General features: G+C 31.0%; 22 protein-coding genes. 9 read left to right on the forward strand and 13 right to left on the reverse strand.

The window, feature by feature from the left end; all coding sequences use genetic code 11:
• A partial coding sequence (locus GCL57_RS14745; RefSeq protein ID WP_161597589.1) for a hypothetical protein occupies positions 1-437 on the reverse strand: 437 nt, incomplete at its 3' end.
• Positions 438-709: 272 nt separating this feature from the next.
• Here GCL57_RS14745 and GCL57_RS04215 point away from each other — a divergent pair.
• From GCL57_RS04215 to GCL57_RS04245, 7 genes are all read left to right on the forward strand, one after another.
• Positions 710-1,546: an aminoglycoside phosphotransferase family protein gene (locus GCL57_RS04215; protein WP_152212030.1), complete on the forward strand. Its 837-nt coding sequence runs from the start codon at positions 710-712 to the stop codon at positions 1,544-1,546.
• 126 nt (positions 1,547-1,672) lie between these two features.
• Positions 1,673-2,986: a sodium-dependent transporter gene (locus tag GCL57_RS04220; protein WP_152212031.1), complete on the forward strand. Its 1,314-nt coding sequence runs from the start codon at positions 1,673-1,675 to the stop codon at positions 2,984-2,986.
• Positions 2,987-3,038: 52 nt separating this feature from the next.
• Complete coding sequence (locus GCL57_RS04225; RefSeq protein WP_152212032.1) at positions 3,039-3,854, forward strand: 2OG-Fe(II) oxygenase; 816 nt, start codon at positions 3,039-3,041, stop codon at positions 3,852-3,854.
• Positions 3,855-3,857: 3 nt separating this feature from the next.
• Positions 3,858-4,490, forward strand: a complete 633-nt coding sequence (locus GCL57_RS04230; RefSeq protein ID WP_152212033.1) for a LysE family translocator — start codon at positions 3,858-3,860, stop codon at positions 4,488-4,490.
• A 99-nt stretch (positions 4,491-4,589) separates the two neighbouring features.
• The gene (locus GCL57_RS04235; protein ID WP_161597590.1) at positions 4,590-5,297 is read left to right on the forward strand and encodes an AzlC family ABC transporter permease; all 708 of its coding nucleotides are present in this window, start codon (positions 4,590-4,592) and stop codon (positions 5,295-5,297) included.
• Entirely contained in the window at positions 5,290-5,631 is a 342-nt protein-coding gene (locus GCL57_RS04240; RefSeq protein WP_161597591.1) for an AzlD domain-containing protein, read from the forward strand. Before GCL57_RS04235 ends, GCL57_RS04240 begins: the two co-directional genes overlap by 8 nt.
• A 24-nt stretch (positions 5,632-5,655) precedes the next feature.
• Positions 5,656-6,153, forward strand: coding sequence for a hypothetical protein (locus GCL57_RS04245; RefSeq protein WP_152212036.1), 498 nt, complete (start codon positions 5,656-5,658; stop codon positions 6,151-6,153).
• Between the two features lie 79 nt (positions 6,154-6,232).
• Here GCL57_RS04245 and GCL57_RS04250 read toward each other — a convergent pair whose 3' ends face one another.
• Positions 6,233-6,778, reverse strand: a complete 546-nt coding sequence (locus GCL57_RS04250) for a hypothetical protein (RefSeq protein WP_152212037.1) — start codon at positions 6,776-6,778, stop codon at positions 6,233-6,235.
• Between the two features lie 336 nt (positions 6,779-7,114).
• Here GCL57_RS04250 and GCL57_RS04255 point away from each other — a divergent pair, with 336 nt between their 5' ends.
• Positions 7,115-7,609 carry a hypothetical protein gene (locus GCL57_RS04255; protein WP_152212038.1) on the forward strand — a complete coding sequence of 165 codons (495 nt, stop codon included), beginning with the start codon at positions 7,115-7,117 and terminating at the stop codon, positions 7,607-7,609.
• 271 nt (positions 7,610-7,880) lie between these two features.
• On the opposite strand, the gene GCL57_RS04260 is transcribed toward GCL57_RS04255, so the two are convergent.
• The 8 genes from GCL57_RS04260 to GCL57_RS04300 form a co-directional block, all read right to left on the reverse strand.
• Complete coding sequence (locus tag GCL57_RS04260) at positions 7,881-8,486, reverse strand: tail fiber protein (RefSeq protein ID WP_152212039.1); 606 nt, start codon at positions 8,484-8,486, stop codon at positions 7,881-7,883.
• 17 nt (positions 8,487-8,503) lie between these two features.
• Complete coding sequence (locus GCL57_RS04265) at positions 8,504-9,772, reverse strand: hypothetical protein (protein WP_152212040.1); 1,269 nt, start codon at positions 9,770-9,772, stop codon at positions 8,504-8,506.
• A 3-nt stretch (positions 9,773-9,775) separates the two neighbouring features.
• On the reverse strand, positions 9,776-11,617 hold the full coding sequence (locus tag GCL57_RS04270; protein WP_152212041.1) for a hypothetical protein: 1,842 nt from the start codon (positions 11,615-11,617) through the stop codon (positions 9,776-9,778).
• Between the two features lie 14 nt (positions 11,618-11,631).
• The gene (locus GCL57_RS04275; RefSeq protein WP_152212042.1) at positions 11,632-13,350 is read right to left on the reverse strand and encodes a hypothetical protein; all 1,719 of its coding nucleotides are present in this window, start codon (positions 13,348-13,350) and stop codon (positions 11,632-11,634) included.
• Positions 13,351-13,363: 13 nt separating this feature from the next.
• Positions 13,364-14,701, reverse strand: coding sequence for a leucine-rich repeat domain-containing protein (locus GCL57_RS04280; protein ID WP_152212043.1), 1,338 nt, complete (start codon positions 14,699-14,701; stop codon positions 13,364-13,366).
• 614 nt (positions 14,702-15,315) lie between these two features.
• Positions 15,316-17,004, reverse strand: coding sequence for a hypothetical protein (locus GCL57_RS04285; RefSeq protein WP_152212044.1), 1,689 nt, complete (start codon positions 17,002-17,004; stop codon positions 15,316-15,318).
• Positions 17,005-17,019: 15 nt separating this feature from the next.
• A complete protein-coding gene (locus tag GCL57_RS04290) occupies positions 17,020-18,870 on the reverse strand; it encodes a hypothetical protein (RefSeq protein WP_152212045.1) in 1,851 nt (616 codons plus the stop codon).
• 598 nt (positions 18,871-19,468) lie between these two features.
• Complete coding sequence (locus GCL57_RS04300; protein ID WP_161597592.1) at positions 19,469-20,287, reverse strand: class I SAM-dependent methyltransferase; 819 nt, start codon at positions 20,285-20,287, stop codon at positions 19,469-19,471.
• Between the two features lie 189 nt (positions 20,288-20,476).
• Here GCL57_RS04300 and GCL57_RS04305 point away from each other — a divergent pair, with 189 nt between their 5' ends.
• Positions 20,477-20,779 (forward strand): hypothetical protein, encoded by a 303-nt coding sequence (locus GCL57_RS04305; RefSeq protein WP_152212047.1) that lies wholly within the window; start codon positions 20,477-20,479, stop codon positions 20,777-20,779.
• An 82-nt stretch (positions 20,780-20,861) separates the two neighbouring features.
• On the opposite strand, the gene GCL57_RS04310 is transcribed toward GCL57_RS04305, so the two are convergent.
• The 3 genes from GCL57_RS04310 to GCL57_RS04320 all read right to left on the reverse strand — a co-directional run bounded on the left by GCL57_RS04310 (position 20,862) and on the right by GCL57_RS04320 (position 24,246).
• Complete coding sequence (locus tag GCL57_RS04310) at positions 20,862-21,506, reverse strand: alpha/beta hydrolase family protein (RefSeq protein WP_152212048.1); 645 nt, start codon at positions 21,504-21,506, stop codon at positions 20,862-20,864.
• A gap of 495 nt (positions 21,507-22,001) precedes the next feature.
• Entirely contained in the window at positions 22,002-23,009 is a 1,008-nt protein-coding gene (locus GCL57_RS04315) for a tRNA/rRNA methyltransferase (RefSeq protein ID WP_152212049.1), read from the reverse strand.
• Entirely contained in the window at positions 22,978-24,246 is a 1,269-nt protein-coding gene (locus tag GCL57_RS04320) for a DNA recombination protein RmuC (protein WP_152212050.1), read from the reverse strand. The genes GCL57_RS04315 and GCL57_RS04320 overlap by 32 nt, the downstream gene beginning before the upstream one ends.
• Between the last annotated feature and the right edge of the window lie 197 nt (positions 24,247-24,443).

The following is a 24,443-nucleotide window of genomic DNA, read 5'->3' on the forward strand; positions in this document are numbered from 1 at the left end:
ATAGAGGCTTCAATTTTAATATTAGGCAGAGGTTCTATATTAGAGACTTCATTTTTTGTAACAGCGATTTTTTGTTCAATGACAGGTAAAGGATTAAGAACACTTATTGCGTCATTCTTAACAACAGGTTTTTGTTCAAAAGCATTGTTACTTTGAGAAGCAGCAATAGCATGTTCATTATTTATTATTGTAGGAATAGGATCTTTGGCTTTTTTTGCATGCTGAGTGTCTTTTATTTTTAAATGAGCCGTCGGTTTTTTCTCGGTGACAATTTCATTTTCAGTAATACTCTTATCAGTTGGTGGGTTTGCTTCGGATTTTTCAATCTTTGGAGGTTCTGTTTTCGGTGGTGAGCCTGTTTGATTTTTCCCACAGCTGACTATTAATAGAGCAGTACAAGTTAATAGGGACTTTAATGTACATAATTGAAAATTCATAATAAATCCTTTTTTATTGGTGATAAGTTTATTACAGGTACAAAAAAAGTGTCTTTTTATTTATATTTACAAAAATATAAAAAATAAAATTTTTTTGTAATAAATATTAAATTATTTAAATTATATATTTATTTATAGTAAGTTATAGATTTAGTAAAAATGAAAAAGTTGTTTGCTATTGGTTATGAAACTCTTATTTATATGTATTTTTTACTTATATTTTTCATTTCATTAGTTAAATGAAAATTTTTAATAAATAGATTAAGGACAAGATGAAGATAGAATCAGATAACGCATCAGAAATTATTGAAAAGTCAAAAAAATTATGGCAGTTGGAACATTTATCTCTTTTGAAAAGTACAAATAATATAAGAATATATGTTGGGAAACAGAATCAAAAATCAATTGTTTTAAAGCTGTCTTTAGATGAAAATTCTTTAAAAGCTGAAAGCAGATATTTAGATTATTTTCAAAACATAGGCGCAATCAGAGTGCTCGGAGTAGATAAGAATTTAATTTTAATGAAAAAAGCCATTCCAGGGAATACTTTAAAAGATTATTTTCTAAAATCCGAAGTCGAAAGTCTTGAAATTTTCTGTAAAGTAATGCTCAATTTACAGAAAAATAATATGTTTAACTTAAACGAATTTCCTCATATATCTGAGTGGCTATCTATACTTGATAAGGAATGGAAAATTCCAATTAAGTATATTGCAAAGGCCAAAAAGTTGCGTGATTATTTATTAGAATCGTCAGCAGATAATATTTTACTGCACGGTGATCTCCATCATGAAAATATACTTTTACACAATAAAGATTGGTTTGTTATAGATCCAAAAGGTGTGATTGGCGAAAGAGAGTATGAGATAGGTGCATTTATTAGAAATCCAATTTCTGAATTATCGCAATATAAAAATGCAAGTGAGATTATAGAAAATAGAATATATAAAATATCAGCAATGACTCGATTTGAAAAAAGACGAATTGCTGAATGGTGTTTTGTTCAAATCGTTCTTTCTTGGGCTTGGGCACTTGAAGATAATTTACAGACTAAAAACTATAATTTTTTAACAAACTGTTTTTATAAAATAATTGTAAATAAAGAGTAAAAAAAATAAATCTTATTATAGGTACTAGTGTATTATATTAAAGAAAAATAAATCCTAAATTTATGTTTGTATTTTAAAAAAAATATTATACTTCATCAAGAATAAATTTATTACATGGAGTTTAATATGTTACGTTCTCAATGGAGTTCAAAAATTGGATTTATTCTTGCCTCTACAGGAGCAACAGTCGGACTGGGCTCAATTTGGAAGTTTCCTTATGTAACAGCAATGAATGGTGGGGGAGCTTTCTTAATTGTCTTTTTATTGATTATTTTCACTCTTGGGATTTCACTTTTATTCGCAGAAATTGCAATTGGAAGAGCTGCTGGTTGTGGAGCTGTTGGAGCCTATCGGAGTTTAGGCGGTAAAAAGTGGTCCTTTATTGGATATATGGGAGTCCTTTGCGGATTTATTGTTCTTTCATTTTACAGTGTCATTGGTGGATGGACAATTGGATATTTAATGAGAGCTATAGATGGCCGAGTGATGACAAATAATTCTAAGCAATTGGCTTCACTTTTTAATGAGTACGTCTCTCATCCTTATGAACCCATTTTGACTCATGGTTTATTTGTATCTTTAACTTTACTTATAGTTATTTTTGGAATTCAAAAAGGTATTGAAAGAGCAAGTAAAATTCTTATGCCAGCTCTCTTTATTTTGATGCTCATATTAATTATTAGATCTGTTACATTACCGGGGGCAATGGCAGGGGTTCGTTCTTTATTATCCCCTGATTTTTCCAAAGTAACAGCACCAATGATTGTAGATGCATTGGGTTTAGCTTTTTTTTCATTATCTGTAGGAGCTGGCTGTATGTTAGCTTATGGCTCTTATTTATCTAAAGATACTAAATTAACAAATGCAATAATCTGGATTACAAGTTTAACAATGCTAACATCCGTGTTAGCTGGCCTGATGATTTTTCCGGCAGTTGCATCATTTGGACTTGATCCTGCATCTGGACCTGGCCTAACCTATATGACTATGCCCATAGTTTTTAATCACTTGCCTTTTGGACAATTTTTCGCAATTTCATTTTTTTCACTTTTATTGGTTGCATCATTGACTTCAGCTGTTTCTTTATTGGAGTTGATAATAATTTATCCAATAGATGAATGGAAATTAAAACGAAAATCTGTTACCTTTACAGCATGTGCTCTTGTTTTTTTAGTTGGCATTCCTGCTTCACTTTCATTTGGTATTTTATCAGAATATAAAATGTTTGGTAGAAATATATTTGATTTAATGGATTATTCTGCGACAAATATTCTTCTACCAATCGGTGGTATTGGCACAGCCCTTTTTACGGGGTGGAAAATTTGGCCTTTAATTGAAGACGAGCTTGTGTATTCACCTAAACTTTCATTAGGAATGAAGTGGATATGTCGAGTTATAGCTCCCTTATTAATAGCATTCATTTTAATATATAATATTTAAAATATATTTTTTGTTGTTAGGAGTCGATTTCTTTATTTAAAAGGAGAATAATATGTCATGCGAAAAAATTCTTGTTCTAGACTCTTTAGATGAAAATTCATTAAATAAACTTTTTAGTGGAGAAGCTTTAGCAATACATATTAAAAAATATGCTGATAAAGAAATTTCAAATAAATTAACAAATTATTTTATTCAGCATCCAAAATTAGAGTGTCATCCACATGATCTTAAAAAAGAGGATAAAACGGTATTAGTAGATTACGGTGTTGATCGTGTCGGGGTTTCTTATAACACCACATTTGGTCAAGCAAAAGAAAGCGAAAATTATAAAAAATATTTTGAAGGTGCGTTACCTGCAATACGAGAAGTTAGAAATACTTGTGCACCTTATCTAGCCCCTTTTGACAAATTTCGACTGGAACTTGATGAAATGTGGAGTCCTGGAGCTAGCATTGCAAATTTTGAAGGAAGAAAAATGCATGCTGGTATTGCACGAGTTATGAAACGCCCAGAATTATCATATTCAGTTGAAAAGCAACCTCATTTTGATGGGCTTCAACAAAAAGAAGTAAAACTAATTGGTCAATATTCAGTTAATATATATATATATATGCCAGAAATTGGCGGAGAGTTAGAACTTTGGGATGTGCCAGCAATTCCTATTGAAAATCTAATAGAAGATTCTTCTGAATGTGATTGGCGAGGTATTTTGCCAATATCTACTATTATTAGACCTGAACAAGGTGATTTAATTATGTTCAATACCAGAAAACCTCATGCTATCCGTAGCTTCTCTGCAAGCTATCGTGTAACGTTACAAAGTTTTATAGGCGTACTTCCAAACAAACATTTAATGCTATGGAATTAGAGAATGGAATCGATTTTAAATCCCTTTGCAATTTTTATTATATTAGGACTTGGTGCGGCAGCACCAATAGGGCCAATAAATATTGAAATAATGCGGAGGCATTTAAATATAAGTTGGGTTCATGCTTTAGTTTTTGGATTGGGTGCCTGTCTTGCTGATTTAGTTTACTTAGCATTGATGGGTTTAGGTCTATTAGAATTATTTTCAAATTCAATTTATATGCCTGTCTTTGGTATTTTAGGTGCTTTATTGGTTTTTTGGTTTGGAATTATGAGTTTTAAATTACCATCTACCTCAAAAAGTGGAGACTCTATTAATAAGTCCTTTTCCAAACAGTTATTTGATGGTGTTCTTTTGACATTTTTAAATCCATACAATGTTATTTTTTGGTTATCTGTGAGCGTGCAGATAAATAACCTTGTGACCAATAAAGGCTCTCTTCTTATTGGTGGTTTGGGAACTATTACAGGAATTTTGCTATGGGTTATTCTAATCAATTTAATAATTTATTTTTCTAAGAAAAAGCTTACCCATAAAACGGTTAAAATAATTAATTATATAAGCGGAGTTATTCTTATAGTTCTTGCTTCCTATTTTGGATATAATTCTATTAATTTACTTTTGAATAAACTTTAAAATTATATAAACATCAATTTAAGAGAAGTTTATCAAACTGATTGAGAGTGGTTAAAACAAAAATCAAAAAAGTGAGAATGAGCCTTTATGGAATTACCTTTGACAAATCGCCAATTGTTTAGAGAAGGTTTGATTGATGCTTTGCCTATTTGGCTTTCATTTTTTTTTATGTTTTCTTCTTTAGGGTCAATTTGTCAAGCGAATCATTTAAACGATATTAATTCTTTGCTCTTAACTCTATTGATATTTGCTGCACCAGCACAACTTGCAATTTTATATGCCTTAAAACAAGATGTTAATATTCTATATATAATATTTATTGTATTCGTCGTTAATTTTCGTTTTTTGCTGAATTCTGCTGTCATGGCTCCTTATTTTAGAAATGCAAAACCAATCCATTCTTTCATTGCAATGCTTATGTTTAGTGCAAGTACATTTACGGTTGCTTATACTAAATTTAAGTCGGAAGATTTTAAGCAAGGACATATCGCATATTTTTATGGTGTGGCCATTCCGAGTTATATTTTTGCACTCGTTTCTACTATGTTTGGATATTACTTTGTCAAAGAGTTTTCCGACGAAAGAATTCCACTTATTTTCATGATTGTTATGCCGCTTCATTTTGCAGCTCTCACTGCAAGACGTTATCCAGATATTTTTGCAATTGTAGCAACACTCAGTGGATTTTTAGCAATGCCTTTTATACAAAGTTTAAAAATTAACTTTATAGAAATTATATATGCTTTGATTATAGGGGTTCTTTTCTGTGTTTTAGATGCAAGAAAAAAAGGAAAGAGCAATGCATAAAGAAATATTCCTTGCAATTTTGGCTGCTGCATTTATAAATTACATGTTTAAAATAACTCCGATGATTTTAAGTAGAAATATTCAAATAAAAAGTAATAATTTTATTAAAATCTTAGACTATGCTTCATGCTGTATTATTGGTCAAATTATTTACTCAGCAGCTTTCAAAAATGCGAATTTTATTTTGCTATGGGAGTCTAAAAATTTAATTCATCTTATAAATTTTATATTTATCTTGCTTTCTTTTTATATTTGTCTTAAAACGAATTCAATTATGAAAAGTATTTTTGTTTCTCTCACTTTATTTACATTCGTCATTTTTAGTTTCACCTAGTGAGTTTTAAAAGGACATTCGAGCATGAAAAAAATTCTTTCTTATTTCTTATGCATTTTTTCAATTTTAACATTAACTTCTTGCGGACATATTTTTACCAATATAGATAAATTAGAAGATATAAAACATTTTTATATTGTTAAAGAAGAAAAATATGTCGATAAGTTTGATGGACTATTAGATTCAAATAAGCACATGCTCAATAGTGCAGTTGATATTTCGAAATGTTATAGAAATAATAAAAGGAACTGTAACTACTTTATTATTGGTGTTAATGATGAATATGATAATATAATTGTAAAGGAAAACTGTTTATTTTGTAATAATAATAAACTAAAAAATGAATCAGCATATTTTAATGCTGTGCGTGATATAGATTTTAATAAGAAAGTGCAAGATATATATGTTAAAATTGAAAGTAATATTAATATTTTTCAGGAAAAACTTATTTTAACTCTTGTTAAAGTTGATAATAGAGCTGAGCAAGAACTTTTATTGAATGTGTTTAGTGGAAAATTATGATTTTATGTTGAGAGTGTTGTACTTGAATTGAATGCACACATTCATTTTAATGAAGATATTAATTTTCCTTTGAATATAATTAATCTTTTCTTTGATTAAAAAAACTGAAATAAGAGAATTCACAATCTACATTACCTTTATTTTCAACTTCGTGTAATGCAAGTATCTTCTTTAATAAACTTTTAGCATCGTGTATTATTTCATCATAACTCGTTTTTGGAATTTTTTTATAATTTAAATAAAACATCTTTGTTGTATCAAGATTTTCTTTACTCATAACATCTAGACTACCTTGAAGAGCTCCTGCTATTTTTCTGACTCTTTCCTTTTTTGAAACTCCTTCAAATAGAAGATCATCATACTGAGCAGAGAATCCATTTTTATCTTTTGCAATCAGCTTATCTTCTAATAAATGCGGAAGAATAAGTTTTTTAATTTTAGCGCAAGTATAATCATTATAGCCTTCATAAATATCTATTTGATAAGATATTCTTTTATATATATCTATGAGTAATCTTAATTCAATGTTTTCACGAATTTGATAGCAACACGGAGCCGTATCTTTATTCGCAATAAATTTAGTCTTTTTTATTGCTTCTATTTCTGGATCTGGATTAATATTCATTTTTCCTCCATATTGTTTACTTAATTAAGTAAACAATATGGAGGAAAAATGGACAGTCAAGATTTATTGGAGAAGTATATTAATAAATATAAATTTTTTATTTTTCTAAAAAAAATAGATTACCAATATTTTAATGAATAATTATGATTCAATCATTGACTTATATTAATGCAAAAATAATGTAATAATGGACAATAAAATTATTCTGAGAAGATTCAAATAAATGTCTTCTTGTGAAATTTATTTTATACTTCGCAAACTTAATCCCTTTTTCATCTTTTAAATTAAAGGAGTTAGAAAAATAAATATGAATGCTCTGTATTTAATGGATGCTATATGTATCTTAATCAAAAGATTGTAAATATTTCTTCTGCAGATGGCGCTGACTTTGAATTAATTCAAGTAAAAAATTTAGATTTATATACGGAATATGTTAATGAAATTTTTGATATTGGAAAAAGCGCTCAGAATAAGCTAAAAATAATTTTATCAGAAAAAAGCAAGGAGAATTTGCAAAAATCATTTTTGGGATATTTAAATGTTCAAATTTGCTGCACGGTGTGTATGATAAAGTGTGATCCTGTTTATTTTTTTATTTTAAATTTAGGTATACTTCCGAAGTTTAGAAACTTAGGATTATCTAAAAAGATATTAAATAATATTTTAGTACATTCCGAAAATAAAAATTTTTATATACACACAGATGTCAATGGTATATTATGCAAATATGTACTGCCTAATCTAGGATATGAATTCCTTGGAAAACATAATTTATTGGATTTAGATAAATTATGTGAAAGTTTTAAACTGATGAAAAAAAATATAAATTAATTTATTATACTATTTTCATTGCCCATTGGATTTATTATAATTTTAAAAATTACTCTAAAATTATTTTTTATTTATAATATAAGTTATCAAAAAATTTCTTAGAATATTTTTAATGGAATTAAAAATATTCTTCATGTAATGGAATCCACAAGTAATGCTTTTATAACTAAAAATGTTATTTATATTTAAATATTGTTAAATTTCGTAATCAAACCTTTGTGGGGAATATGTCAAAAGTCATATGATCAAATTTATTTGCAGGCGAGTTCTCCTAATATTTTATTAAATAATTTACATAAATATTTTTTGGCCGTGTTTCTTTTCCGCCTGTGTTTGTTGTTGTGCCTTTTGCGTCCCAATCCCAGCCAGTACCTCCAGCATGTGAAAATATGGAATTAATTCCTCGAACCATATAGTCATGGTTATGCGACATAAATTCATCAAACTGGAGAGAGCCAATTTTATTTCCACCTTTGCGATTGTCTTTATCGGGATCCGCTAAATTGTCACTACGGTCTCCATTCATGCCTCTTAAAAATAATCCTCTGTAGTCCGGTAATTTAAATGTATAAGCTTCGTTCCCACCATAAATGTTTTTAATCACTTTAAAAAGCTCTGGATATTGAGATTGTTGAAATTCACGTCCATCACATAGGAGCCATCCTGCTGGAATATCAGTTCCTGCAAAAGCAATGACCTGACCCGTCATGTTTCCTTTCTGTAATTCTTCAATTTTTGTTTTAAGCTGGTTTATTTTTTTAGTACTCTCTTGGTAGCATTCAAATAGATTTGTCGGTGAACATGCTTTGTCTGCAAAAGCTTGTGAGTTAAATTGAGCAATTAAAAATATGGGCACAAATTTGAATAATTTTGTCATAATATTTCTCCTAATATTTATTTAGTTGCTATTTCAAGTGAGATCTTTGAACAAGAAATTCCATCACATTTTTGTAAAATCTTTAAAATTTTATCGGCATTTTCAATACACTTACTATCAAACTGTTTACAGAGATCAATTACATTATTAATAGTTCTAATGTTTTCAGAAATTAACTTTGCAAAAGAATCGAATTTTAAACTTTCAGCAAAATTTGGCCTAAGATTTGCATTTGCATTGTGTTGCAAAAAGTAAATTCTATCCAGTTTTCTAAATTGTTCGTCGTATTCATCCATTAATGAATCGAGTGTATCTTGGACTTCTAAATAATGTATTCTAGTTGGCGATTTCAAATCACTTGTATCTAAATCAAAATAACCTACATGTGCATATTTTGAAAATCCATACGCAATGATTGCTGGGCCAATCTTGGAATCTAAGGAATATTTTCCGTTGTTCATTTGTGAATATAGGCCATCGCTTCCTTCTGCATCGACTTTACTATAAGCGATTATATCTCCATAAGCTTTTACGCATGGGTCAAAATTATCTAAAGTGCACCCTTTTAAAATTTCGCGGTTCTTTCCAATCAGAGCGTCTAATTTTGAGGGATCACCTCCGTACTGGTATGCATTTAAAGAAACAACTGTATTTTTCTTAATTTCTTCGCTTGCATCAATATGCGTAACTGTTTTTGAAAGTGCGCCCCATAAAGCTCCAATATTCACTTTCTTAATAAATTCTTTTTTTATTGTTGAATTTGTAAATGTTACTTTAAGTGAGACAAAGAATTTAAGGCCGAGATGAATTGTGCTTATGACATAATTTCCACACATTTCTCGAATTGTCTCGGGATCTTTTAAGAGTGCATATTTTCCTTTTTCTGTTAAGATGGGCTCCGCTAAATAAGCTGTTGGATAATTGAGTGATAGTTCATAAACACTATTATATGTTACATCATCAGTGCTTAAAGCCTCAGTGAGTGAAATATGTGCCTTTCCATAGAGAACCCTCCCAATATCCACACTTCCTTCACCTGAGGCACTGAGTTTATTACGAATAGCCAATTTATTTAGTCCAGTGTAAAAGTTAATTGCAATATCGCCTCCGCCAAAATATTTAAGTTTTTCGATATCCCCTTCAATGCAGTTGTTTTTAATTTTATATAAATTTTTTTCAATCCCAACCCCCGGAAATAGTTTTTGTTTTGGAATAAAACTATTTGCATAAGTTTTTTGTGAAAAAATAAGCATAATAAAAATTAAAATGACTTTTATTTTTTTCATTCTTTATATTCTTTCAAAAGTTTCTACATCTTTAACGCATGCAAAACGATCGTCCGTTTCGCTACAGGGAGTGACTTCTGCTCTACATTCTTGTGCTTTTTTATTGTCGACGTTAACTTCTCTTAATTGGAATGAGTCTTTATCAATAGGCGTGATTAGGACATCTTTATCATATGTACAATAAAAAGAGGTTTTTTCCTTAAGGGGAACATGGATCTTAAAGCGCATATATATTTCATTTAAACTTCTTAAGCCACCTGAAGCATATTGTGTGATATATCCTTCATCTATATGCACATTTTTAATGCCATTTAATATTTCTCCAGTTTGCACTAAAGATAAAAAAGAGTATTTATCGGATTGCCAAAATCCTGTGTAATTAAAAGGAATTTTTGTTAAGTTGCTGTCGATAAAATTGCTCAATGCTTTTCTATCATATTTAATGAGTCTATTATAAGCATTTTCTGCTCCTAATACACAAGCTTTCGCATTGGCTCGGCTGATATTTACATCCGTTGTTGTTTGGTTAATAAAACAATTTTCAGCGGCATCGGCTAAGAATGTTCTGTTTTTTTGGCTCACTCTTGCAATGTCATTTAATTGTTCTTTAACCCCATCTGGGAGGAAGAATTTAAGCAATTCTTGTGCGCGAATACCATCATATAATGTACGTAAATATCTATCTTTAAGATCGAGGCGTGTATTTTTGACTTCATTGGCAAGAGGAAGGGAGGCTGTTGCCGGGAAGAGCGTAACAAGGGAATCTTTATATTTCAAAGCATTTTTTGCATACGAAACAGTGTTCCATTTTAAAGCCACTAGGCCGAGAGGTTTAGTTTCATCGTAGGTGCTATTAGCAATTTGTTTGGTAAATTGCTCTTTTCTATATAAGTCAAGATTTTTTAAAATTGCAAAGCATGCATCTACATCTTCCCCACTGCAATTTGTAACCGATGCTCGATTTTCTGTAGAGATTGCTTTGGGCAATTGAGAAGGATCTCCCCCCAATTGAAAGGCATAGACTGTAAGGTGAAAAGACTTTTTAAGATAATCATCTAATTTTTTTATTTCCCCGTTTAATTCACCAAGATTCTGGAGATTGGCTTTAACTTTTCCTTTAAATAAAGTTTGAGTGCTTTCATTTTTAAAAGAAAACTTAACGGTTGTATAGAGTTTTGCGCCTATGCTGACGCTGTCGACAAAAGAGTCACCACAAGCTTGTTCGGCTGTATTAAGTGCCTCACCGTTGCTATTTAATTGCGACTGAGCCAATAAAGAAACAGCTTTATCATTTGCGTTAAAGTCAAAACCTATTTCGCCGCCATCCAGTTCTGCAACTTCAGTAAAACTCACGCTCGTTTGGGAAGCACCTGCTTTTTTTGCATACTCAATTGCGCCATTTCCAGAAAAGATCGAATAGCTGACATCTCCAGCTAAAGTGCCTGATATGTTTTTTATTAAGCTTTCTGTAGATAGATTGTAAAGATAGCCAACTTTAAAATCACTGGTATTGATGGTTGGAACTCTAATTGTGCCCGTGACACAGTGGGATTTTAATATTTGACTGTTGCTATCATAACCACTCCCTAGCAACGCTGGAATCAGTGACTCCCCTGGTATAGTGCTGTTTTGGCTTCTTTTCTTAAGTGACGAAAGACTGAGGGAGCGAAGATCATCGTTCATGGGAGTGTCTTTTAGCGATTCTGCAGCACTCAAGTTTTCTGTCGGGCGGATTAAAATATAATCAGGTTTAGTAAATATTTTATGATATGCTGCATAGGAAAGACATGACATAACTATGCTTATTGAGGTGATTATAAATATTTTATTTTTTTTACTTTTCATTTTTTCACTCCTTTTTAAAATGGAAAACGCTCAAAACGAATTTTATCGAGACAGTCATAAGGATCGCCTTTGGTGCAAATAGGAAATTTATCAGTTTCAAAACATTCTATATAATTATTTTTTGATGAATATTTAATCCGTAAATCAAAATTTTCATCATCAATTATGGATAATTTAGCAGTTGCATTTAAGTGGCAATAAGTGTTGTCTTGCTTTCTTTTAATAACAGTGATGGGTAAAAAAGCAGTTTCGTCGTCGATAAAAGTTCCATTATAAGAATAAAAAGTAAAATCCCCACGGTAATCATAAACTCCCATTGCTATTTGTGCTCCCGTTTGGGCTAATTGGAAAATATTTATACTCGGAGTTTTCCATGAAGTCCATTGTCCAGTGAGATTGTATTTTGGTAATATGTTTGAAACATATGATTGCAAAACTCCAGAGTTGTAATTTTCGAGACTTGCATAGGCATCTTGCGTTGCATTTTTACAATTGCTTGGGTCTGAAAAGCAGGTATCAGCGGCAAATGATATTTTATATCTATTTTTTTTGGATTTAGAAAGAATGTCGTTTAATTGATCCTTTACATATTCGTTGTTGATGCCGAAATTATAAAGCAATGCATAAGCACGATTATGGTGAGTGAGTTCTTCTTCATATCTATATAATAGATCTTTCTTTAACTGTTCAAGTTCAAAATCGAGGATGGGGGAGTAATTTTTAGGAATTAAGCGAATAGCTGAATTTTTATTTGCGACGAGATGATCTGCATGCCGAGCTGTCTGCCAACTGATAACCGTAAAGCCATTTTCTTTCAAAGGATTCAACTCTATTTCATGCATTTGGTCTGAAAAATCATTAATTCTATATTTTTCAAGGCCATCTACTATGTCGATACACTTTTGAATAGTTTTTATATTGCAGTTGATAATTGAATCGGTGATTGCTCCAGAAAGTTTGGTTTTGTCACCACCAAATTGGCGGGCAGTAAGTTCAAAACTGATTTTGGACGATAAGTTTTCATCAAGTGTAGCAATTTTTCCAAATAATTGGCCGAGATTTGTAATACCAGCATTAATTGTTCCATCAAAAGTCTGTTTCTGCGATTTATTTTCAAAGTTAAACTTGATAGTATAGATTAATTTTGCCCCAACGTTTACTGCATTTACAAACTCATCTCCACATATTTGAGTAACATTATTTTTAACTGTATTGTCTGGATTGACAAATGCTGCGCCATAAAATGATGTCTTTAAATGAGTGAGAGTGAGCTGCTTTGCTCTATAAGTAGTTATGCTCGTAAAGGTTTCACTGTACTCATCACTGGCAATCTGTGAGACATATTCGGCAAGAGCACTTCCTTTAAAGACACTGTACTGAGCTTGGCCATTCACATTACCTGAAAGTTCATTCACGAGCGAATGCATATCCATATTGTGATAAATATTTGTTTCCATACTGTGCTGGCCGACATAACGGATATCTCCATCTATACACTTTGTCGTGCTTTCTTGTGATTTGCTGTCGAAACCAACACCGAGTGCTATCCCAGTATTGTCGGGTGGAATAATGCTTTCTGGTTTTTGCAATTCAGAATTTAAACTAAGAGAATTTTGCTTTAGCTGAGTTGAATTTGGAGTGTTTTGCTCCTCAAGTCTTTTCCCACATGAAAATAAAATGGATGATATAGATACTCCAAAAATAATGAATTTAAAAACATTTTTACGCCGCATAACTCGAACTCCTTTAAAAAGATTTTGGACAATGTTCAGTAAATAAACTTGAGACTTGTTTTTCACATTTTTCCTTTAAATTTTCTTTATTAGGGTTGTATTGATATTCTAAGTCAAGAATGCTTCCATTTAAGTATGGGTCATTGATACAATGTCTCCAACATTTTTTTAAAAATGGTGATATTTCTTGTAAGCTCGAAAAATCATTTATATGATTGTGGTTCAAACTAACTTCAATTTTCTCTGCAATGCTTTTTTTGTATAGATCTCCAAGAGGTAATATATCTTTTATCAAATTATTTTCTAATTTAATCTCTTTCAGATTAATAAGATTTCTTATTACAGCAATATTTTCAATTTTATTATAATTAAAATTAATATTTGTTAAATTTATAAGCTCACCTATAGCACTGATATCAGTTAAATTGGATTCGCTGAGTTCAAGCTCTTGCAGATTTTTGAGTTTTTTCAGAGGGGTAAGGCTTAACCCATCTCCTGCTTTCACGATTTTAATATTTTCAGCATTTATAAATGTTTGAAATGGAGAAATATCAAGAATTAATAAATTTTTATCATTATTATTAAAAGCTATATTTTTATCATTAAAATATCCACTATTTGGTCTATCGCCAAAAAGCGTGATGGAGCATTGCTGATTTCTATAATATTCACCCTCAGAATTCGTATATATAAATCGATTCATCATTCTTGGATCCCCATACTGGCACCAATCCATAAAGTGATAATTTAAACGCACTGTAAATTTTATGGGTGGAGTGCGAGTTTCTTTATTTGTCAGTTTATGGGTTTCAATTGCTGTTACTTCTATATCGCAGGTTGTGTGAGTGGTTAATGGGATTTTAATATCTCCATTGATATTAAGAGTATTATTCTCTTTATTAAAGTTGAGAGCTTGAGCGCATATTTTATATTCAGGGCTAAAATAATTATGATTTTTAGGTGTGTATTCAAATTCAATTTTGTTAAATTTATTTTTTTGTGAAAATCGAATGGGAAAACCTTCGAATTTATTTTTTTCGTTAAGATTCCAAGTGATGTGGGGTGCAGTTCTATACTGAGTTAGGTTTTCATCTATCAAGTAAGCGGACTTATCTTTTATCTTTTCATTTGGGTAACGGATAAAAACATCCATTTCTTTGTCGACGTTGCTGTCCACTGTAAAACTTAAGTCTTTTCCTGTTTCCCCTGATTCATAACTTTGTTCAGGGATAGGTTTATTTGAGCCATCATTTGATTTGCCGTCCTGATTGTCAGAATTCTTTTTCCCGCATGATAAAATAAGTATAGTGGATATGCCTATTTTCAAGAATAATAAATTCCTTATCTTCATTCAGTCCTCCCTTTTTAAAATTGACTGCAAAAGTAAGTGCTTAAAATTAATTCTTCTTTGCAATTACAAAACAAAAATTGAGGTGTCAAGGTGACAATAATATTGTTAAATTATTTGAGATTTATAAATTAATGAATAAAAAATTTAGGAAAAAATTAAAAGTTTATGCTAAAGAATGATTTTGAATGCATTTGACATAATAAAAAATAATTTTTGAAAATTTATCATTTCAAAAATATGAATATGAATTTAACTTTAAAAACGACACACTTTCGAATTTATTTAGCCAGAGCTTATCAGAATAACACTTGCAACGCTTGTATTACTCATATCTTGGATGTTCCCTGCGCTTTGGCTGGAGACAATTTTGTCTTCGACCTTAAAAAACTTCTTCTTTGAAAGTAAAAAGGAATAAAAGTTTGAATCGTAAATAAAAATTTACTTGCTTAATATATTTTTGAAGAGTTCATAATAAAAAATTTTCATTTTCTGCTTATATTTAGTGAAGTAGAAGCGTTCTCATTGTACTTTAGTTTAGCTTTTTCAATAAATAGTCAAGAATCAAATTTTCTTAACTATTTGATGACATATCCTAACAGAAATTACTTGCCAAATTATTCGAATTTTTTGAATGAAACATTTTCGCAAAATTTTGTATTCAGTGAATTTGTATTTTTCAATAATTTAATGTCTTCTTTGTCAAAAACGCACACTTCATCTGGACTTATTTCACATTCATCATTAAATTTAAATATTGAATGCTGAGGTTTAAATTGAATATTAATATTATATTTATCTACGTATTTTACTTTCAAATTAATATATGATTTGCATTTAGTATTTGAGTTGTCCTTAAATAAATCTTTTTCAACCGCACCAGCGAGAAAAAAAGTATTTTCTCCTAAATATCCACCTTTTGCCGTCGAAGTTAAATTATTAAGTTTTATTGAATTTACAATGGCTGTTACTTTGTTATTGTATTGAACAATATTTATTGTTGTCATATCATTTGAAACCCATAGACCAGAGATTTTCATTTTTGCATCTGTATTTTCAAATTTAATAAAATCATTTTCATCAAATTCTTTTAACCGACTTAATGCATATGAGGTTGATTCTACACAATTTGATATTTCTTCACCAAAGCAATGTTGAACAGCAGAAGCAATTATATATAAATTTGAGCTTATTAGCTCAGATGTTTCTTGTAGTTTAGTCATTTTAGAGAGTGGTATATTAAAGTGCATTAATTCAAAAGCTGTTTTAGATAATTTCATTTGATAATCAAATGCATCTTTTAATTTTTGTCTAGAATGCTTAATTTCTTGCGCAAGTGGGGGGGATGGGTCTTTGGGAATTAATTGAATTGGTTTATTATTATATGAAATAAGTGCATTTTTATATTTAGTTGAAATCCAGCCAAAATAGGCCCAACCATTGGGATTATGTGGGTCAAAACTTTTGTTTTTAAGTTGTGCTGAGAAGTTTGCTTTATAATTTGATAATTCTTCTAGTGTTTTGAGGCAGACTTCAATTGGTTTAACCTCTTTGCTATCTATTTTTATTGCTGCTTTATCTATACTACAATAGACGGTATCACTAGAAATTGCGTCTGAGAGTTTTTTTGAATCTCCGCCAATCTGTTTTGTATCTATAGTAATGATAGTTTTTGCTAAAAGACTTTCATCAATGCCTTTTAGTTGTCTTTTAATTTCAGCAATAGAGAAGATATTTGCACCTACTTTGCTAAAAAATTCTTTTTTATCTATGGAATTTTTAAATAAAAAATTGATATTTATTAAAAGCTTTGCACCTATAACTGCCTGTGTAATAAATTCATCGCCACAGAATAGTTCGATATTACTTTTAATTGAGCCATCTGAGTTGATGATTAAACTTTCCATACCCTTTGCAATTTTATAATTGATGAGTGTAGGTCTTTTAGGAATTATGGATATAATATCAGTATATGATAAATTTAAATCACTCGCAGAGTTTCTAGATGCATAATCAAATTGAGAATTTACATTGAAATATTGTAAATTAAGACTCCCTTTGACTCCTCCATTTATTATTTCAACTAAATCGCTATAAGTTGGGTTTAAGTAAAAGTATTCTTCAGCCGTATGTTTTCCTGCAAATGTAATATTTCCATCAATGCATTGTCCTGTTGTTAATTGGTTTTTAGTGTCATAGCCTGCGCTTAAAAAAGTGAATTTATTAAGACCAGAAATATACGTGTCAGCAAATAAACATTTACTTTGCAGGAAACAGAATAAGATAAAAAAAATTTTTATTTTCATATTAAATATCTTCTTTCATAATTTATTAATGAATTTAGAGAAATAATTATTGTCCATACTTATAAGCATTTTTTCATAGATTGAGGGCTTGCAATTTTCTTGATATATTTTTTCTCCTGGAAGATTGCAGGCAGTTATTGGAATTTTGCAATTGTTTGTATTAACTCGTTCAAATTTTTTTAATATGGGTTTATTGAGATCATTGTTAAGAATAAAAACCATTTTTTTGTTATACATACAATAACTGCCATCATTATATTCAATGATATTGTCTGAATCTAAATGGACAGAGTCTGTGTTCATAAATATTCCATTATTGTGTGAATAAATATTCTCTTTTTGAGAAGAAATAGCATCTACGCCAATTCCAATTTGAGAAATGTTTAATAGAATATTTGCGTTGCGATCATGCCAAACTCCTGAAAGATTAAAGAGAGGTTTTACAGAAATAAAGTCTAGAATACTTATATCATATTTTATAGAGTTTTTGCTGGCTTCTTCTTTATTTACAAGACAGTTTTCCATTTCTCTAAAACATGAAATACCTGCATGCGCATAATTTTTCATGTTTTCAGAAGCATTGTTTTGAATTTCCAATATTTGCTTTCTTTGATATTCACTAATATGCGTTGAAAGAATATCTTTTGCTCTCGAATATATATTTTGCTCAAAATTATACAATTGACTTAACTCATTGCGAGCTTGATTGATTGTAGGTTTAATATGATTTGGAAGGTTGCTTGTTAGAATAATACTGTCTAATTTATTTTCATTGTTTATATAATTTAATAGCGTGCGATTATAAGATGAGTGATTGACATATATAACTGCTAAACCACTTAAATTATTTCTATCATATTTAAGTTTTGCTAAGCTTGTAGTAAAAATATTTTTTCCATAGTTAACTAATTCTACTAACGTTGAAATACAAGAATCCCGACTTTTTCGATCTTCTAAACTGCATTTTAGAGCATCAATTGGTATTGCCGCTGCAAGTTGACTGACATCACCCCCTATTTGTTTGATAAATATTGAAATTGACTTGTCTTTGGCTGTTTTTTCATCAAGAGCAGTAAGATATCCTGCTATACTTCCAAATGCTGGTACAGTAACATCGAGGTTACCAGCGATTTTTTGTGCTTCTAGCGTATCATTTAGTGATATTTTAACGGTTATGAGTAATTTAGCACCCAGTGAAAGAGAAGAAACAAATTGATTTCCACAGACTTCATCCGAAATTTGGTTAATACTTTTTGTTGTTTTATTTATTAAGCTATAAGCATTTTTGCTAAGAAATGGAGTTGAAATCGTATTGTGGATGTTTTCATAATTTATTACATTTGTAAAAGTTACGCTGTTTTTTGTTCTTTGAGCTTTAGATGAATATTCAAATTCACCATTTGCTGAGAAATTGCTAAATGCTGAAGTCCCAAAAGCACTACCGTTTATAATAGTATTTAAGTCTTCGAATGACATGTTGGTTCTTTGTTGTACAGTAACAGTAGGTTGATGTGTATTGATAATCTCAGATTCTGTATCTGAGACGCATTGAGATAAATACTCTTCTGAATTGGAATTATATCCTTGTCCTAGTATGGGTTCTCTGGTTGTAATATTATCATCAATGACATTGTTTGTATTTGAACTTTCAATTTTTTGCACTCTATTCGAATTTATCATGTTTTCTATTTGTCTTTTATTCTCAAGTGAGTTTATTATATCAATTTTATGGTCAGAAATCTCAATACTAATCGATTTTTCGTCTTTACTTATTATCTCTTTGTCCGGAATTTTTTCATATTTATTACAGGATGAAATAGAAATAAAAGTCATGAAAATTAATGAAATAGATGATTTTAATTTCATATTATTGACATCCTAATTGAAAGAAATTAATGTAACTAAATTTTTGTAAGCTCGTTAAATACAGATAATAATTAAAATGCATACTATTGTTTCACCTTTCATAAATTTCCTTAGATTTTTATCGAATTTTTTAAAATCTTTGGGAAAGTGTTTATTAAATAAATCTTCCCCCTTCTAGCTAAAGACTGAATGTGAGTCAAACTAATAAAATCATTGTCTATTTATTTGACTTTAATAAATAATTGTATAAAAAATTTAATGGAAAAATATTTAATCATGTTAGAGAAGAATTAAATCTAGTTTTGATAAAACAAAAAATATATTATAATAAAAATTGTTTTTAAAAATATGATTTGTTTTTAATTATAAAAATATAAATCACTTCATGTGGTTTTGCCAGAACTCTGTAAGAGTAATGCTAGAGGCACATCCAACATTTATACTTTCCACATTGTTCGTAATTGGATTGCGGACAAAATTGTCTCCACCCTTTAAAAGTGATTGACTGAGCCCATTTCCTTCAGAAGCAAAATGCTTTTGTTTGGGAAAGTAAAATTGCTTTTACCTCGAAGTTTGTACAGACGTGCAACTAGAGACATTAGAGAGAACGACGTCCCCATGCTGTAAGCATACCCGCAGATAATTCCCAATAATTTGAATCAATAAATGCGCGCTCAGCCTGTGCTAAAGTAACTGCATCAATATAATTTTGACGCACCATTTGATCATAAATCTGATCCCACGTTAATTTCCAAAAGCGTGCCGCTGGAGAAAGCGCATCGAGTGATGGGAAATAAACTTCGGCGCCAATTGCCTGCAAACCTGCTTGACGAAAGTGATGCGGCATACTGCGTGACCATTGAATATCTAAACCAAAAGTGACATTTAACATCGAATAGCAAGCATCCATGACTTTTCGATACGGACTCGTACTTGTAGTTTCTAAATTGAAATCGATGCTGTCTGAAATCATGATAACTCCACCTGGTTTTAAGCAAGATATCAGGCGTTCCAAAACTATTATACGCTCAGGTAAATGCATAAGAACGAAACGGGCATGGATCAAATCAAACTTTCCTATTAAATTATCTGGCATAGTTGTCGTAAGATCATGTTCAATAACCTGTATATTTGAATGTTGTTCAGTAAGCTCTTTAAGCCCACGCACATCACGGTCAAGAGCAAAAATCTGACCTGTGGCTAACTCCGCCTGTTCTGAAAGCCAGACAGATATACTGCCGTTTCCAGCACCAACATCAAGACAACGTCCACCCCATGGCAAACCACGAGTTTTTAGCTGTAAGCGTGTCATAGGATCAAAAGTTTGAGCGAGCATTTTAAGTCGCTGCGCTTCGTTTGTATGGGTCTTCGTAAAATAAGAATCACCATATCTCTCAACATTCTCTTCTAAATTCATCATTCACTCCTAAGTAAACAAAAATCAATAAATTTCATTTCCACATTTTTCAATAAATTTATATCCCGAATTTAATCCAACAGAATATTTATGTACACTATTTAGAATCAAGAAACCATTTATGGAATCATATAAAGTAATTGATAAAAATGCTTTTACTGTATGCAACATATTGATCATATTAGGTGAATGCCAATACTCTTCAAATTAAATGTGTATTCCAAAAATAATGAGAGCATTTTTCAAGAACCTTCAAAAATAATTAACTTTGATAAATTTTATGCCGGTAAAAATATAAAATTCATAATACCTCCTAAAATTTTAATTGATCATGGTCTAAAAAATCCTTTATATATTGTTGCCCATGGTTTTGAAGATAGTAATAAAATATATGCTCCTGATATTTCAAAGCAACGACTCTTAACCGTACCTGAATTTATGCGATACTTTTTATATGAAATGTTAAAGCCTTCTCCTCTTGCCATTTTTTAACGTCATAAAACGTTTTTGTATACTCTCACTAAAAAAAGAATTCGCATATTTGCTTTCATGTTAATCCCAGCTTTTCCTCTTCTTAAGAAACAATGAAACTTTGGATTTCATTTGCAAGATTAATGAGAAAGTCTTTACGGTTAGGAAATTCATCTCTGATTTGAGGAGGTAGAGTATTTATAAATGAAAAATGACCAGCTCCATCAATGGTTCTCATATCAACAGGTATGCTATTTTCTAGCTGTTGCTTAAGAAAGTTTGATTGGTCTGGGGGTGTAATGACATCATTTGTGCCTGACCAAATTTGAATAGGAATGTGGACAGCATCTAATGCTCCAGGAGCCTGAAAAAAACCAGTGGCTGGAGTCAGGAGCACTAGCCGATTCAAATATTCGAGTGGTTTTATATCAAGCTTTTGTTTTACGTCTATCCATACTTGTCCACCAGCCAAGGCAATAAGCATTGTTGCACCGATGGAATGCCCTATTCCCATGATTGGAAGATTAGGACATGCAATAAATTCTAATGCAAGGTGCAACTGACGTGCTCTGAGAAGCAGAGCATCGCTGGTCGGCTGTGGTGAAACAAGACGATCAAAGTATGGAGCAACAACAATGCATCCATGCTCAGTCAATGATGTTAGAAGCGGAAGATGACTCTCAGGATTTCCACCAGCGCCGACTGAAAATAACACAATAAGCGAAGGTTTAGTTGTCTCTAACAGCATTACATCGAAAGGAATCCCGTTATCGTTTAGTAAAATTTTTTTCATGTTGGCTCCTAAAGCGTCACAGCCCCGAACGTTTATGAGACGCCAAAATTTTTCTCAAAGTACAACACAAAATGGTCACTTAATTGGTTACTAATTTAAAGTCATTTAAACCATCATGCAAATTGATTATGGAACTAGAAATTCCATTGGACTTCATTTTTTTGTCTTTTAGTGAAGTCAGCTTCTGAACAAAGTGACAGGTAGTGAAGATGACTCTTAAAATTTCATTGCTCAGTAGTCAACTGCACAAGCCTGTATTTATAGGGCTTTATAGTGAAGAGGAGTTCTGAAAATGACAAAAAGGATTAAGCGTGTTTTTTATAAAATAAAAACTATCTTTATTATAAGATAGTTTTTAATAATATGATTTGTTTTTAATAATATGATTTGTTTTTAATAATATGATTTGTTTTTAATAATATGATTTGTTTTTAATTTTAAAAATATAAATCACTTCATGTTGTTTCGCCAGAACTCTGCAAGAATAATGCTAGAGGCACATGCAACATTTAAACTTTCTACATTGCCTGTACTTGGAATGCGGACAAGATTGTCTCCACCCTTTAAAAGGGATTGACTGAGTCCCTCTCCTTCAGAACCAAATAAGACAAGCAGCTTTTTTGGAATTTCTACGTCATATAAAGATTTTCCAGTATGACTTGTGGTGCTCATGACCTTAAAATCACTTTTTCTAAAAGATTGAATGGCTTTTTCAAAATTATCAGTTGAAATAATTTTAATCCACTCAGCTCCACCTTCAGAGGTGCGGTAAGCCGCTCCTGACATACTGGCTTCTGCTTGAGAAAGTAAAATTGCTTTGACCCCGAAGTTTGCGCAGACGCGCATAATAGCACCTAAATTGTGTGGATTAAGCACATTTTCAAGGGCCACAACACAAGTGGGTTGATTGTTTTTTTCCTGCTCATCTAAGTAATCTTGTAAAGTAACAGTCGGAATTTTGCGTACTAAAAAGCAAACTCCTTCGTGATGGCTTGATTCTGATATTCTTTCAAGTTCTTCTTCTGTCACAACTCTGTAAGCTAATTTTTTATCTGCACAGTATTTTAAAACTTTGGTAAATTCTTTTAATTGACCTTCTGTTACGTAAGCTCTGATGATATCTTGCGCTCTCTTTTTAAAGACCATGTGGCAAGCATGGATTCCACAGATTTTCATTTCTACATGGCGACGTGGTTTTGGGACTTGGCGATTTTCTCCATGTCTTTCTTTTTTTCTAAATTCGCCTTCTATTTTTGTATCATTTTCATTTGTAGAATAAGATTTTTTTTCTTCTTTAGGAGTAAAGGTATCTTTGGAATATTCTTTTTTTTCAGCTCTTGGTTTAAAAGAGTCCTTTGAATATTCTTTTTTTTCAGCTTTTGGTTTAAAAGAATCCTTTGAATATTCTTTTTTCTTATCTTTAAAACTATGCTTCTTGTCCTGTTTCTTTATGTTCATTCAATTCTCCATTGACACTTATAAATTCACTGTTTTCATTTTGTGGAAGGCTTTCGACTTTCATTAATTTGTTTGAAATTATTTTTGAACGATGAGAGGCTTCCCCAATTTGTTTGCTGGCATCGTTGAGCTTTTCTTGTGTTTTTTCTAGCAAATCTCCAAACTTATAAAAATCTTTTTTTACGTTTCCAAGGAGCATGCGTATTTCATCGGAACGTTTTTCCACTGCAAGAGTTCTAAAGCCCATCTGTAAACTGTTTAAAAGAGCAACAAGCGTTGAAGGTCCTGCGACTACGACTTGTAACTCTCGACGCAAATATTCAGAGAGTCCAGCTATTCTTAATACCTCAGAATACAAACCTTCTGTAGGGAGAAATAGGATGCCGAAATCCGTAGTGCACGGAGGATCGATATATTTCTCTTTGATGTCTTTTGCAAAGTTTTTTATTTTTGTTTCCAATTGTTTAATAGAATGAGAGACTTTTTCGTGATCCCCTTTTTCATTGGCATCGAGTATGCGTTCATAATCTTCCATGGGGAATTTAGCATCAATTGGCAACCAAAGTGGTTTCTTATCAAAGCTATTATTTGGAAGTTTTACTGCAAATTCAATATAAAATGGACTGTTTTTTTTGGTTTTAACATTTTTTTCGTATTGGTCGACAGCAAGAATGTCGCTTAAAATTCTATCAAGCTGTTCTTCACCAAGAATACCTCTTGTTTTGATATTGCTTAAGACTCTTTGCAAATTACCAACTTCTGAAGCCATTTTTTGCATTTCACCAATACCTGTGTGAACGAGGTCAAGTCGATCTCCGACCTGTTTAAAAGAAGAGTTTAATCGTAGTTCAAGAGTTGCATGGAGCTTTTCATCTACGATGTTTCTCATTTTATCGAGCTGACTTTCATTTTCCTGTCTCAGGTTTGAGATTTGTGTGTCTAGAGTTTCTCGTATTTCACGCAGACCTCGCCCATTATTTTGTGTGAGTGAGTTCAGTAAAATACTTAAGTTTTCAGAAATTTCTTTACGCATTTTCTGCATGTTATTTGAATATTCTTCTCTATTTAAGCGGATTTCATTTTTTAGGGCACGTTCAAACTTTTCTTCTAAAAAATCAAATTTTTCAAAAATATCTTTGTTATAGATTGTTATAGATCTTATTTTATTGTAAATAATTAAAATAAATAGGCTTGTTATGGTGCAGACGGCAAGCAAGATCGAGACTTGTAATTCCATAAAATGTCCTTTTCAAAAATGTCCTTGATAATACAAGGAAAAATTTTTTCACAAATTGTTCGCTACAAAAAACAGCATACCATTGAAATGCACAATTTGACAGGATAAGTCATTCCTCAAGTGCTAAGTTATCCACTTTCAATGTGGATAACTTAGGGTAGATTATGCTTAATTATTATGCAAAATCGATAAACATA

Source organism: Fluviispira multicolorata (genome assembly GCF_009208585.1).
GTDB classification, from domain to species: Bacteria; Bdellovibrionota_B; Oligoflexia; order Silvanigrellales; family Silvanigrellaceae; genus Silvanigrella; species Silvanigrella multicolorata.